Here is a 13,431-nt window from a genome sequence, read left to right as displayed (position 1 = left end):
AAAGCCCCGCCGGAGCGATCCGACGGGGCTCATTGTTCTTGTCCTACCGCCCTTCGGGCTGCTTGAGGACGTTTGGGCGTCCTGTCGGCAAGGCCGGTGCGGCGGGGCGGCTGCGGGGCTTAGCCAACGTCCGGCAGGGCGGTCTTCAGGTTCTCGGCGACCTTGTCGAGGAAGCCCTCGGTGGTCAGCCAGCCCTGCTGATCGCCGACCAGCAGCGCCAGGTCCTTGGTCATGAAGCCGGCCTCGACGGTGTCCACGACCACCTTCTCCAGGGTGTCGGCGAACTGGTCCAGGGCGGCGTTGCCGTCCAGCTTGGCGCGGTGCTTGAAGCCGCGCGTCCAGGCGAAGATCGAGGCGATCGAGTTGGTCGAGGTGGCCTCGCCCTTCTGGTGCTGGCGATAGTGGCGGGTCACGGTGCCGTGGGCGGCTTCCGTCTCCAGCACCTTGCCGTCCGGCGTCATCAGCACCGAGGTCATCAGGCCCAGCGAGCCGAAGCCCTGGGCCACGACGTCGGACTGCACGTCGCCGTCGTAGTTCTTGCACGCCCAGACGAAGCCGCCGGACCACTTCATCGCAGCGGCGACCATGTCGTCGATCAGGCGGTGCTCGTAGGTCAGGCCGCGCGCCTTGAACTCGGCGGCGTAGTGTTCGTCGAACACCTCCTGGAACAGGTCCTTGAAGCGACCGTCATAGGCTTTCAGGATCGTGTTCTTGGTCGACAGATAGACCGGGTAGTTGCGCTGCAGGCCATAGGCGAAGCTGGCGTGGGCGAACTCGCGGATCGAGGCGTCCTGGTTGTACATGGCCATGGCCACGCCGGCGCCCGGGGCCTTGTAGACCTCGTGCTCGATCACTTCGCCGTCCTCGCCGACGAACTTGATCGTCAGGGTGCCGGGACCGGGCATCAGGAAGTCGGTGGCCTTGTACTGGTCGCCGAAGGCGTGACGGCCGACGACGATCGGCTGGGTCCAGCCCGGAACCAGGCGCGGCACGTTCGAGCAGATGATCGGCTCGCGGAAGACCACGCCGCCCAGGATGTTGCGGATGGTGCCGTTCGGCGACTTCCACATCTTCTTCAGGCCGAACTCCTGCACGCGGGCTTCGTCCGGGGTGATGGTGGCGCACTTGACGCCGACGCCGTGCTTCTGGATCGCGTGGGCCGCGTCGATCGTCACCTGGTCGTCGGTGGCGTCGCGGTGCTCCATGCCCAGGTCGTAGTAGTCCAGCTCGAGATCCAGGAACGGGAAGACCAGCTTGTCCTTGATCATCTGCCAGATGATGCGGGTCATTTCGTCGCCGTCGATGTCGACGATGGGGTTTTCGACCTTGATCTTGGCCATGCGTGCGGTCCGCCTTTGACTGTGGGGAAGGGAATGTCGTGGCGGCGGTATAGCGAGGCCGCGCGCCCGCGCAAACCCCGCCGCCCGTCGTCGCCGCCCGGAATAACGCAGATCGGTCCTGAACCCTTTGCCGCCCCCGGACTTCTCTTGGGCCCAGCAACAGAGACGGACGGCAGGATGACGGAAGAAGAGCGCCAGCTGGTGGATCGCTGGATCGTCACCTTCTGCGAGGCGCCGCCCGTGATCGATGCGGAACTGATGCGCAGGCTGATCGCTGAACAGGAAGCGACACAGCAGGAAGCTCAGTCATGTCAGAAAAGACGTTCAAGGCCGGCGACAAGGTGAAGTGGGACCACAGCCAGGGCACAACGACCGGCAAGGTGGTCAAGAAGGTCACCTCCGAGACCAAGATCAAGGGCCACAAGGTTGCGGCCTCCAAGGATAATCCGGAGTATATCGTCGAGAGCGCCAAGACCGGCGCACGCGCGGCGCACAAGCCGTCGGAGTTGAAGAAGGCATGACCCTGAACGGCCTGTCGCGCGGCGTCGCCCTTTCGGCCCTTGTCCTGTCTGCGCTGTCCATCGCTGGATGTGGGGACAAGGATGCGGCCAAGACGCCTGCCGCGACCCAGGCCGCCAGCCCGTCTGCACCGGCCGCCACCGCGCCGGTGCTGCAGATCCGCCCTGAAACCAAGACCTTCCGGGACTGGAGCGCCACCTGCGGCAACGACGGGACCTGCTGGGCCTTCGGCTTTGCGCCAGAGTTCGCCGCCGGCTGGGTCCGTATCACCTTGGCGCCGGGCCCTGACGCCCAGCCGCAGATCCTCTTCGGCTATTGGCCCGACGGCGAGGCCAAGGGCGCCGGCCCCCTCAGCCTGACCATCGACGGCCGCGCCTATCCGGCCGTGTTGGGCGCAACGAGCGACGCCGAGGCGCCCGTCGGTGAAATCCGCGACGGCGCCCGCACCGCCCTCGACGCCCTGGCGCAGGGCAAGGTCATGATCATTCGCGGAGCCTCGACCCAGGAGGTGTCGCTGCACGGCGCCGCCGCCGCCCTGTTGTGGATCGACGAGAAGCAGGGACGTCTGGATACGCCCACCGCCCTGATCCGACGCGGCGATCGCCCTGCCGCCCTTGTGCCGATCGCGCCGTCGCTGCCGACGGTGACGCCCGCTCCGGCCGTCGATCAGGCCGGGTTCGGCGATCAGAACCAGCGCCTGCCCGCCGCGCTGCGCGCTCGCACCGAGGTCGGCGACTGCCTCAAGGAATCCGCCACGCCCGACATCAGCGACATGGTCATGTCCGCTCGTCTGGACGCCCGCACCGAGTTGTGGGCCGTGCCCTGCGGCGCCGGCGCTTATAACCTGACGCACAACTGGTATCTGACGGGGCCGGGCGGCCGCGATCCGCGACCTGCGGTCCTTGCCGGATCGGAAGGGTCGGGCTCCGATCCCGTCATGCCGGACAACGCGACCGTCAACGGCGCCTATGATCCCAAGACCCGAACCCTGTCGGCCTTCGCCAAGGCGCGGGGCATCGGGGATTGCGGCGCGGCGCAGACCTGGGCCTGGACGGGACAGGGCTTCACCCTGACGCAGGAAAGCGTGATGGGCGAATGCGCCGGCGTGCCGTCCGACCTTTGGCCTGTCACCTGGCGAACGCGGTGACCGATCCGGAGGTTCTGATCATCGGCGCGGGTCCGGCCGGCCTGACGGCGGCGACCTATCTGGGGCGCTTTCGTCGGCGGAGCCTGGTGGTGGATGGCGGGGCGCCCCGCGCCTGCTGGATCCCGCTCAGCCACAATATGCCGGGCTTTCCGGCCGGCATCACCGGCGCCGACATCCTGAAGCGGATGCGCGAACAGGCCGAGGAATATGGCGCGGTCGTCGAACCGGGTCGCGTCCGGAGCCTGACCCACGACGGCGACGGCGACGGCTTCGTTGCTGAGATGGATGGCCGCGCTATCCGCGCCCGCGCCGTCCTGCTGGCGACCGGGGTCGTCGATCATCATCCGGATCTGCCCGGTGTCGAAGCGGCGGTGCAAAAGGCGCTGGTCCGCATCTGTCCCATCTGCGACGGCTATGAGGCGACCGACAAGGCTGTCGCCATCATCGGCCAGAGCGACAAGGGCGCGCGCGAGGCCGCCTTCATGCGCACCTATTCCGACCGTGTGACCTTGATCCATATCGGCGCGCCCGACGCGCTCAGCCGGCGTGACGAACTGGAACGGTTGGGCGTCGAACTGATCCTGGCGCCGCTGGACGCGATCGATATCGAGAACGACCGCGTGACGGCCCTGAGTTACGCCGGCCAGAGCCGCGCGTTCGACCTTGTCTATTCGGCGCTGGGCACATCGCCGAACGCCGAACTGGCCCGGGGGCTGGGCGCGCGTCTGGCCGACGACGGCCGGTTGGAGGTCGATCTGCATCAGGCCACCAGCGTGCCGGGCCTGTATGCCGCCGGCGACGTCGTGCGCGGCCTCAACCAGATCGCCGTCGCAACCGCCGAAGCCGCCGTCGCCGCCACCAAGATCCACAACCGCCTGCGCCAGGCCGAAGGCCTGACGGTCGCCGACTAGGCCTGTCCTCGGACCACGCGTTCGAGGACGGCCAGGGGCAAGGATCCGTTCTCCAGCACCTTGTCGTGGAAGGCCCGCAGATCGAAGCCGGGCCGGCCTTCGGCCTCTTTGCGCAGGCGCGCGATGACGGTGTGGCCGACCTTGTACGCGCAGGCCTGGCCGGGCCAGACGCAGTATCGGTTGATCTCGCTGTTGGACGCATCCAACGGCTTGGCGCCCGAGGCCGCCATATAGTCGACCGCCTGTTCACGGCTCCAGCGCTCGGAATGCAGGCCCGTGTCCACAACCAATCGCACGGCCCGGAACAGATAAGACATCAGGAAGCCGACCCGACCCACTGGATTGTCGGCATAGACATCCAGATCGTCAGCCGCCACCGCCTCGGCATACAGGGCCCAGCCTTCGTTATAGGCCGAGAAGCCGCCCGCCCGTCGCCATTGCGGCAGTTCGCCGGACTCGCGCTGCAGCGCCACCTGAAGGTGATGCCCCGGCGAAGCCTCGTGATAGGTCAGGGTCGGCAAGGCGAAGCGCGGCCAATTTCCGCTGTCGCGCAGATTGATGTAGTAGGCGCCCGGCCGCGATCCATCCAGCGGCGGTCCCTGATAATAGCCGCCCGGCGCGCCCGACTGGATCGAGACCGGCACGCGCCGAATCTCGACGTGGGACTTGGGCAGACGGCCGAACACCTGGGGCAGTTTCGGCTCAAGATCGGCGACCAGCGTGTTCAGCCAGGCCAGCAGCTCGGCCTTGCCCGCATCGGTGTTGGCGAACAGTTGGGCCGGCTCCTTGTTCAGAGCCTGGATGCGTTCCCCGACCGTGCCCTGCGTATAGCCCTGCGCCTTCAAGATGGCGTCGATCTCGGCGCTGATCTCGGCGACCTGCTCGCGGCCCAGAGCATGGATGTCCTTGGCCGTCAAAGCTGTGGTCGTATTGGCCTTCAGCCCGGCGGCGTAGAAGGCCTCGCCGTCCGGCAGGCGCCAGACCCCGGCGTCGTGGGTGGCGCGCGGGCGCAGGGCCTCCAGCGCTTCGATCTGGGCGGCCAGGGTCGGCTTGACCTTCTGATCGACGATAGCGGCGGCGCGGACGTCATAACCGGTCAGATTCAGTCCGGCGGTCTTGCGCGCCAAAGACTTCAGCATGGCCAGATCGGCGGCGGGCGTATCGCGCAGGGTGCGAATCTGCGGCAGCATCCGGTCGATGATGAAGTCCGGCGGAATGACGCCCAGACCCGCGTCTTCCTGGATCTTGGCCGTCTCGCCCCCCAGCACGCCGGAGAAGGCCTCGAGCCGCGACAGGAAGGCGTCGGCGCCCGCCGCGTCTTCGATCCGGTGCTGGTTGTCGAGGAAGTCGGGCGTGCTGAAATAGGCGCCCGACAGCTGGGTCACGATATAGGGCGACGGCCGTCCCGGTCCCGATCCGTAGTCGAAGCGCGCCGTCTGCGCGGCCGTCTCGGCCCCGAAGGCCGCGATGGCGTAGTTCAGCGCCCCGGCGGGCGACAGGCCGCTCTGGTCGAAGGCGTCCAACTGCGCCCAGCGGCTCACAGCCTTCTGACGCTCCTTGCGGATGGCGGCCGGTCCGGCTTCGCTGAGTTTTGCCGAAAGCCCCGCCCGCGCGCCGCGGTCCAGGCCAAGGTTGGTCGCGCCCTCCGGATTTTCGTCGATGTCCGCTTCGAACCAGCCGTCCAGCAGGCTGTTCAGGCGCGCATCGGTAGCGGTCGTCTGGGTCTGGGCTTTGGCCTGCGCTGCGGCGGGGGCGACCGCAGCCGTGGCGGCGGCGGTCAGCAGAAGTCGGCGACGATCGATCATGCGGCAACTCTCAAAGGGCGGACGCGTCGCGCCGACGCGTCCCGATCCTCTTCGTCGGCCCGGCGCGGCCGCGGGGCTCAGGCCTGGGTCGCGACCCAGCCGTCGACGATCCGCTCCAGCACCGACAGGGGTACGCCGCCGGCGGCGAGCGCCGTGTCGTGGAAGCCCTTGATGTCGAACTTGGTCCCCAGCGCGGTCTTGGCCTTTTCGCGCAGGCGGACCCATTCGTTGTGACCGACCTTGTAGGCGCAGGCCTGGCCCGGCCAGCCGCAATAGCGTTCGACCTCGGACGTCGCCGCGCCCTCCTGATCGCCATAGGCCTCCATCATGTAGCGGATGCCCTCTTCGCGGCTCCAGCCCTTGGAATGGATGCCGGTATCGACGACCAGGCGCGCGGCACGGAACATCAGCGATTGCAGGTAGCCGATCTGACCGACCGGGTCGTTCTCATAGGCGCCCAGTTCGTCGGCCAGCTGTTCGGCGTACAGTCCCCAGCCCTCGACGTAGGACGAGAAGCCCAGCAGGTTCATCAGCAGCGGCGCCGACTCGCTCTCCTGCTGCAGGCTGATCTGCAAGTGGTGGCCCGGCGTCGCCTCGTGATAGGTCAAGGTCGGCAGGGTCCAGGACGGCCATTCCGCTGTGTCCTTCAGATTGATCCAGTAGATGCCGGGCCGCGTCCCATCCAGGCTGGGCGAGTTGTAATAGCCCATCGGCGCGCCGGCCTCGATCTCGGGCGGGACGCGCTTGATCTCGACCTTGGCCTTGGGCAGGCGGCCGAAGGCGTTGGGCAGACGGGCCTGCATGTCGGCCATCTGGGCGTTCAGCTTGGCGATCAACTCGGCCTTGCCGGCGTCTGTGTTGGCGTACACGTATTTGGGATCGTCCCCCAGGGCCTTGATCCGCTCGGCGACCGACCCCAGCGTCAGGCCTTGCGCCTTCAGCAACACATCGGCGCGCGCCGTCAGATCCGCCATCTGTTCCACGCCGGTGCGGTGGATCTCGTCGGCGGTCAGCCGGGTCGTGGTGATGTAGCGCAGGCTGTTGGCGTAATACTGCTCGCCCTGCGGCAGGCGGCGCACCGAGGCCTCGTGCACGGCGTTCGGCTGGGCCGCCTTCAGCACGGCGTTCTGGGCGGCCAGGGCCGGATAGACCCGTTCGGTCACAAGGCGTTCGACCTGGGCGCCCCAGTCGCCGGTCAGGCCCTTGGCGCGGGCCCGATCCACGAGCGACTGGGTCAGGGGCGAGGTTGCCGCCGGCGTCGCCAGGACGCCGTCCTGCTGGCGGATCGCCTTGGCCAGGATGAAGTCGGGCGGGATGACGCCCAGCGCATAGTCTTCCTTCAGCCGGTCCGTCTCGGCCAGCAGAACGTCGGCGAAGGCGTTGACGCGGGCGACATAGGCGTCGGCGTCGGCGGCCGTCTCGATCGTGTGCTGGTTGGCCAGGAAGTCGGGCGTGGACTGATAGGCGCCGCCCTGCTGGCTGACGCGGTACGGATTGGGCCAGCCGCCCTGGCCGTAGGGGATGTCGTAGGTGGCGATCACCCCGTCCAGATTCTGGGTCAGGCTGTCGTAGTAGTTGGCGTTGCGCGCATCGAGTTTGGAGCGGTCGATGCGGGCCAGTTCCACGCGCTGGCGGCGGGTGAAGGCGCGCTGGTCGTCTTCCTCGGCGCTGGTCGGAACGGTCAGCCTGGACTTGGCGGCGGCGCGGTCGCCCTTGTCCAGGCCGAACATCGTGACGACCTCGGGGCTCTTGTCCAGCGTCTGCTCGAACGTGGCGTCCATGAAGGTCTTCAGCTGGGCGGCGGCGTCGCCCTGAGACACCCCGGCCTGACGCGCGAAGGCAGGGCCGCCCACGGCGACGAGACCGGCGCCCAGGGCGGCGGACTGAAGAAGACGACGACGATCGAACATGGAACGGCCCCTCGAAACTGGATGCGGCAATGGAAACCGCATGGGCCGAAGCGGCAAGTGAAATCGCGGACAGTCTGTGCGCTGGACCAAAGAATAAGGCCCGGCGGATCGCTCCGCCGGGCCTCATCAGTCTTGGATGCGAGGTCGCTTAGTCGCGACGACGACGTCCGCGATCGCCGCCGCGATCACCGTCGCGCTTGGGACGACCGCCGGTGTCTTCCGACAGCGGGGCCTCGCCACGCTCGGCGCGCTCGGCGTTGATCTTGTCCGTCAGATCTTCGCCGGTTTCCTGATCGACGACCTTCATCGACAGCTTGGTCTTGCCGCGATCGTCGAAGCCCAGGAACTTGACCTTGACCTCCTGGCCTTCCGACAGGACGTCGGCCGGGTTGGCGACGCGTTCCAGAGCGATCTGGGACACGTGGACCAGGCCGTCCTTGGCGCCGAAGAAGTTCACGAAGGCGCCGAAGTCCACGACCTTCACGACCTTGCCGGAGTAGATGGTTCCGACTTCCGGTTCCGAGGCGATGGACTGGATCCAGGCCTTGGCGGCGTCGATCTTCTCTTGGTCGTTGGCGGCGACCTTGATGGTGCCGTCGTCGCCGATGTCGATCTTGGCGCCGGTCTTCTCGACGATCTCGCGGATGACCTTGCCGCCCGAACCGATGACTTCACGGATCTTGTCGACGGGGATCTTGACCGTTTCGATCTTGGGCGCGTGTTCGCCCAGTTCGGCGCGCGGCGCATCCATGGCCTTGGACATCTCGTCCAGGATGTGCAGGCGACCGGCCGAAGCCTGCGTCAGGGCCTGCTGCATGATCTCCTTGGTGATGCCGGCGACCTTGATGTCCATCTGAAGGCTGGTGATGCCTTCCGACGTGCCGGCGACCTTGAAGTCCATGTCGCCCAGGTGATCTTCGTCACCCAGGATGTCCGACAGGATGGCGAACTCGCCCGACGGCTCCAGGATCAGGCCCATGGCGATGCCCGAGACCGGACGGACCAGCGGCACGCCGGCGTCCATCAGGGCCAGCGACGAACCGCAGACCGTGGCCATCGAGGACGAGCCGTTCGACTCGGTGATCTCGGACACCAGACGGATGGTGTAGGGGAAGTCTTCCTTGGTCGGCAGCATCGGACGGATCGCGCGCCAGGCCAGCTTGCCGTGACCGATTTCGCGACGGCCGGGCGAACCCATGCGGCCCGCTTCACCCACCGAATAGGGGGGGAAGTTGTAGTGCAGCAGGAAGTTCTCTTTGTAGGTGCCCTGCAGGCTGTCGATGTACTGCTCGTCCTCGCCGGTGCCGAGGGTGGCGACGACCAGGGCTTGGGTTTCCCCACGCGTGAACAAGGCCGAACCGTGCGTGCGCGGCAGGACGCCGACTTCCGACACGATGGCGCGGACCTTGTCGAGGGCGCGGCCGTCGACGCGGTGCGCGTTCTCGATGATGTCGCGACGCAGGACTTCGGCTTCGCACTCCTTGAAGGCGGCCGAGAACTTGGAACCGTCGACGCCGTCGGGGTTCTCGTCGGTCTTCACCAGCTTGGCGGCGGCGGCCTTCTTGGCCGCGTCGACGCCCGAGCGGCGCTCGTATTTGCCGGCGTGGGTGTAGGCGCTCTTGATGTCTTCGCCGACCAGCGACTTGATCGAGGCGACGACGTCGGAGTGATCTTCGGCCTGGAAGTCGAAGGGTTCCTTGGCGGCGTGTTCAGCCAGTTCGATGATGGCTTCGATCACCGGCTGCATGCCCGCATGCGCGAACATCAGGGCCTCGAGCATCTTCTCTTCCGACAGCTCCTTGGCTTCGGATTCGACCATCATCAGGGCGTCCTGCGTACCGGCGACCACCAGGTCGAGGTCGGAGGACGGGATCTGGTCGATGGCCGGGTTCAGAACCAGCTCGCCGTCGATCAGGCCGACGCGCGCGGCGCCGATGGGGCCCATGAAGGGCACGCCCGAAATGGTCAGGGCGGCCGAGGCGGCGACCATGCCCAGAACGTCGGGATCGTTTTCCATGTCGTGCTGCAGCACGGTCACGACGACCTGGGTCTCGTTCTTGAAGCCCTTGACGAACAGCGGGCGGATCGGCCGGTCGATCAGGCGGGAAACCAGGGTTTCCTTCTCGGACGGACGGCCTTCACGCTTGAAGTAGCCGCCCGGGATCTTGCCGGCGGCGAAGGTCTTTTCCTGATAGTTGACCGTCAGGGGGAAGAAATCCAGGCCGGGCTTGGGCGCGCGGCCATAGACGACGGTGGCCAGAACCACGGTCTCGCCGTAGGTCGCCAGCACGGCGCCGTCGGCCTGGCGGGCGATGCGGCCCGTTTCCAGGGTCAGCGGGCGGCCGGCCCAGTCGATCGTCTTGCGTTTGATGTCGAACATATTTCGTCTTTCGTATCCCGGACGGCGTATTCCGTGCGGGGTCCCATCATGGGGCGGATGCGTCGGCGTTCAGTCCTTCGATCCAGAGGCCGCCGCGCCATCGCGACGACCGGGAGAGGACCATCATGGCCCTCGCAGCTGCGCCGGTAAGTCCTGCGGCGCACAGGTCGTCTCTAATCGCACAACGAGGCGCGGACGTGACCGCCCGCGCCTCGAAAGCGTATTCTACACTGTTCCGACGCCTTAGCGGCGCAGGCCCAGTTTGGAGATGAGCGCCTGGTAGCGACCGGCGTCGACCTTGTTCAGGTGGTCGAGCAGGCGGCGACGTTGCGACACCATCTTCAGAAGGCCACGACGCGAGTGGTTGTCCTTCTTGTGGGTCTTGAAGTGTTCGGTGAGGTTGGCGATGCGTTCCGACAGGATCGCGACCTGAACCTCGGCCGAGCCGGTGTCGCCGGCGGAGCGGGCGTTATCGGCGATGATCTCGTGCTTGCGTTCAGCAGTAACCGACATCGTAGTTCTCCCTTGGTGGCCTACCGCGCTTTCGCGCTACTTGAGGCCGGGTTGGAGTCTCCTGATCAGGCGATCAGGAAAGATTGAAAACACGGTCGGGTTCTAGCCGGCCGGCCCGCAACTGACACAGCGCGACGAGGGTCTGGCCCTGAAAGGCTGAAACCGTGCGCGAACCGCCGGTAAGACGATCCTTTAGGGTTTCCACCTGACGGGGGAGCAGAACGATCGGGCGTCCCTGCCGAAGCGAGAAGGCGTCCTGTTCGTTCACGGCCAGTTCCGGGATGTCGTCCAGAGCGGTCGCGACGGCAAGCAAGCCTTCCGAGGCGGCGCCCCTATGCACCATTTCCTCCAGAGAATCCAGAGTGACGGCGTTTTGGGTGCTGAACGGCCCCACGCGCTCGCGTCTCAGGGCGCTGACATGACCCTCGGCGCCGAGGGCGCCGGCCAAGTCGCGGGCCAGCGAACGCACATAGACGCCCTTGCCGGTGCGGATGGTCAGCTCCACGTGGTCGGCGTCCGGCGCATCCGTCACCTCGGCCGAATGGATGGTGACGCGGCGGGCCTGAAGCTCGAACTCCACCCCGTCGCGGGCCAGGTCATAGGCGCGGGCGCCGTCCACCTTGATCGCGGAAAAGCGGGGCGGCGTCTGATCGATCTCGCCGACGAAGGCGGGCAGGGCGGCCTTCACCTGATCCGCGGTGGGTCGCACGTCGGAGCGGCCGATGATCTCGCCCTCGCGGTCCACGCTGTCGGTCGAGACACCCCAGTTGATGGTGAAGCGATAGACCTTCTGCGCCTCCATCATCATCGGCACGGTCTTGGTCGCCTCGCCCAGCGCGATGGGCAGGATGCCGCTGGCCAACGGGTCGAGCGTTCCGGCGTGACCGGCCTTCTGGGCGTTGAACAGGCGACGGATGCGGCTGACGGCCTCGGTCGATCCCATCTCGAACGGCTTGTCCAGGCAGACCCAGCCATCGACGATGTCGCCCTTCTTCTTGCGGGCCATCCTCAGATCCTCCCCTGCGAAGCGGGGGAGGGGGACCACGAAGTGGTGGAGGGGGCGGACGCAAGGCCGGTGTCTGGGGTCGCCCCCTCCACCACGCTGCGCGCGGTCCCCCTCCCCCGTGAAGGACGGGAGAGGATCGCCAGCATCAGTCTTCGCCCTCGTCTTCGTCGCGGCGCTCCAGGTCGGCGCGGACGCGGGGGTCGTCGAACAGGCGGTCGATGTGGCTGGCGGCGTCGAAGCTTTCGTCGTGGCGGAAGCGCAGATCAGGGGTGAACTTCATGTCCAGCCGACGGCCCAGCTGGCCGCGCAGGAACTTGGCGTGGGCGTTCAGCGCCTTGATGATCTCGCTCTCGTGTCCAGCCGTCGGCGCGGTCTCGACGCCGGCGCCCAGCGGCTCGACGAAACAGGTGGCGTGCTTCAGGTCGGGCGACAGCCGCACCTCGGTCACGGTCACGGAAACGCCGACCAGGGCCGGGTCGTGGATATCCTCTTCGCGCAGGATGTCGACCAGGGCGTGACGGATCAGCTCGCCGGCGCGCAGCTGGCGCTGGCTGGGTCCAGCAGGACCGGAGGCGTTGCGGGTGTGTTGCTTGTGGGCCATCGGCCTCTCCTTATTGTTCGCCCGCTGGGGATCGGACCCGGCCGGATAGGCGAAAGTCGGGCGGTCTAGTCCCGCAGCGTGGGTCTGTCCAGTTTTCGCGCCCGTTCGGCGGCCCGAACCGAGCGCATCACCTCGCCCGAGGTGATGGCCGGCACCGGACGGATCGCCACGCCGCCGGCGTTCAGCACGCCGGCCGTCCAGTGATTGCACAGATGCAGGATGGAGAAGGTCTCGCGGCTGGCGAAGAAGCGCGCGTCGTCGCCGGGCCGCAGGGCTGCGATGCGCGGCCGGCCGTTCGACAGATCGAGTGAGGCCTCGACCCGCGCGGCCAGATGATTGAACGCGGCGCGGCTCAGGGTCAGGGCGGCGCTGTCTTCGCCATAGGCCAGCCGCGGATCCTCGCGTCGAGGGGCCAGCATCAGCACCGATCGATTGCCGGGATGCAGGAAGGCGCGCGCCCCGTCCGGCAGCCGATCCGAAATCGGGCGCTGATCGACGTAGAATTTCGCATCGCCCCAGCCGATCAGGACCCAGTCACCCGGCGCCAAAGCCTCAACCGCACGAGCCAGAGGGCCGCCGAGGCGTTCCAGCGCGGCGCGCGGGACGGCGATATCGGTGTGAAAGCCGTTGTCGAGCACAAGAATGGCGACAGTATCCGTCGCTTCGCGATCCTCCGCGCCCGGCCGGGTCCAGGTCAGAAGCGCGGCGACCAGTCCGACCAGCGCCGCCAGCACCAAGGCTCGCATCATCGGCTGAGGTCCAGGACGGCGCATAGGCGGTCGTCGGCCAACAGGGCGCCCGGCGGCGGCCCCTGGCGCACCGGCATCAGGACGAAGCCGTCGCGCCGCACGGCCAGGGCCAGCCATCCGACGGGATGACCGGCGCACAGTCGCGTGTCTTCGTCAGCCGTCACGCGCCTCACCTCGATCTGGGCCATCGGCGGCACGGCCATGGCGTCAGTGAAACTTCTGGAGACGCTGGCCGGCTGATCCGCCTGAACCAGCCGATGCGGCGCCGAGGTCAGGCGGCCGCCCGTGGTCGTGCTCAGCGCGCCGCCTTCCACGTCGAGCGCCATGTGGGAATCGGCCGCGACGTAGCGCCCGGACAGCACGACTTCTCCGACCTCGACCTGTCCGGACACGCGAGGTCTGACAAAGGCGTCGGTCGGCGTCATCAGGCGGTTCAGGGCCGGTTCGACCACCAGGGCGCCCAGCATGAAAAGAGCAAAGGCGCCCGCGCCGACCGCCGCGATCCATTTCAGCGATGGGACGCCGGATGGCGGGGCGGTCGCGCTCATGC

Annotated in this window: 13 protein-coding genes; 4 read left to right on the top strand and 9 right to left on the bottom strand. The window is 67.4% G+C overall.

Annotation, left to right across the window (positions count from 1 at the left end; all coding sequences use genetic code 11):
* Positions 1-119: 119 nt before the first annotated feature.
* The gene (locus Q9R14_RS13060; RefSeq protein WP_039246750.1) at positions 120-1,340 is read right to left on the bottom strand and encodes an NADP-dependent isocitrate dehydrogenase; all 1,221 of its coding nucleotides are present in this window, start codon (positions 1,338-1,340) and stop codon (positions 120-122) included.
* A 177-nt stretch (positions 1,341-1,517) separates the two neighbouring features.
* Between Q9R14_RS13060 and Q9R14_RS13055 the strand changes: the two genes are divergently transcribed.
* The 4 genes from Q9R14_RS13055 to Q9R14_RS13040 are packed head-to-tail and all read left to right on the top strand — an operon-like array spanning position 1,518 to position 3,917.
* Positions 1,518-1,685 (top strand): hypothetical protein, encoded by a 168-nt coding sequence (locus Q9R14_RS13055; RefSeq protein ID WP_156146789.1) that lies wholly within the window; start codon positions 1,518-1,520, stop codon positions 1,683-1,685.
* Positions 1,649-1,861, top strand: a complete 213-nt coding sequence (locus tag Q9R14_RS13050) for a DUF2945 domain-containing protein (RefSeq protein ID WP_017506660.1) — start codon at positions 1,649-1,651, stop codon at positions 1,859-1,861. The genes Q9R14_RS13055 and Q9R14_RS13050 overlap by 37 nt, the downstream gene beginning before the upstream one ends.
* Entirely contained in the window at positions 1,858-3,006 is a 1,149-nt protein-coding gene (locus Q9R14_RS13045; protein ID WP_306002666.1) for a DUF1176 domain-containing protein, read from the top strand. Before Q9R14_RS13050 ends, Q9R14_RS13045 begins: the two co-directional genes overlap by 4 nt.
* Complete coding sequence (locus Q9R14_RS13040) at positions 3,003-3,917, top strand: NAD(P)/FAD-dependent oxidoreductase (protein ID WP_306002665.1); 915 nt, start codon at positions 3,003-3,005, stop codon at positions 3,915-3,917. The genes Q9R14_RS13045 and Q9R14_RS13040 overlap by 4 nt, the downstream gene beginning before the upstream one ends.
* On the opposite strand, the gene Q9R14_RS13035 is transcribed toward Q9R14_RS13040, so the two are convergent.
* From Q9R14_RS13035 to Q9R14_RS13000, 8 genes are all read right to left on the bottom strand, one after another.
* Entirely contained in the window at positions 3,914-5,722 is a 1,809-nt protein-coding gene (locus Q9R14_RS13035) for a DUF885 family protein (RefSeq protein WP_306002664.1), read from the bottom strand. The genes Q9R14_RS13040 and Q9R14_RS13035 overlap by 4 nt on opposite strands.
* A 77-nt stretch (positions 5,723-5,799) precedes the next feature.
* The gene (locus Q9R14_RS13030) at positions 5,800-7,632 is read right to left on the bottom strand and encodes a DUF885 family protein (protein WP_306002663.1); all 1,833 of its coding nucleotides are present in this window, start codon (positions 7,630-7,632) and stop codon (positions 5,800-5,802) included.
* Positions 7,633-7,780: 148 nt separating this feature from the next.
* The gene (gene pnp / locus Q9R14_RS13025) at positions 7,781-10,012 is read right to left on the bottom strand and encodes a polyribonucleotide nucleotidyltransferase (RefSeq protein ID WP_306002662.1); all 2,232 of its coding nucleotides are present in this window, start codon (positions 10,010-10,012) and stop codon (positions 7,781-7,783) included.
* Positions 10,013-10,255: 243 nt separating this feature from the next.
* Positions 10,256-10,525: a 30S ribosomal protein S15 gene (gene rpsO, locus Q9R14_RS13020; protein ID WP_017506665.1), complete on the bottom strand. Its 270-nt coding sequence runs from the start codon at positions 10,523-10,525 to the stop codon at positions 10,256-10,258.
* A 73-nt stretch (positions 10,526-10,598) separates the two neighbouring features.
* Entirely contained in the window at positions 10,599-11,531 is a 933-nt protein-coding gene (gene truB, locus Q9R14_RS13015; RefSeq protein ID WP_306002661.1) for a tRNA pseudouridine(55) synthase TruB, read from the bottom strand.
* Between the two features lie 145 nt (positions 11,532-11,676).
* A complete protein-coding gene (gene rbfA / locus Q9R14_RS13010; protein ID WP_045811010.1) occupies positions 11,677-12,132 on the bottom strand; it encodes a 30S ribosome-binding factor RbfA in 456 nt (151 codons plus the stop codon).
* 65 nt (positions 12,133-12,197) lie between these two features.
* Entirely contained in the window at positions 12,198-12,881 is a 684-nt protein-coding gene (locus Q9R14_RS13005; protein ID WP_306002660.1) for a DUF2459 domain-containing protein, read from the bottom strand.
* Entirely contained in the window at positions 12,878-13,429 is a 552-nt protein-coding gene (locus Q9R14_RS13000; RefSeq protein ID WP_306002659.1) for a hypothetical protein, read from the bottom strand. The genes Q9R14_RS13005 and Q9R14_RS13000 overlap by 4 nt, the downstream gene beginning before the upstream one ends.
* Between the last annotated feature and the right edge of the window lie 2 nt (positions 13,430-13,431).

Source organism: Brevundimonas sp. C43 (genome assembly GCF_030732185.1).
In the GTDB taxonomy this organism is placed as follows: Bacteria; Pseudomonadota; Alphaproteobacteria; order Caulobacterales; family Caulobacteraceae; genus Brevundimonas; species Brevundimonas diminuta_C.
Note: the sequence above shows the minus strand (reverse complement) of the source record. Positions and strands in the feature narration are given on the sequence as shown.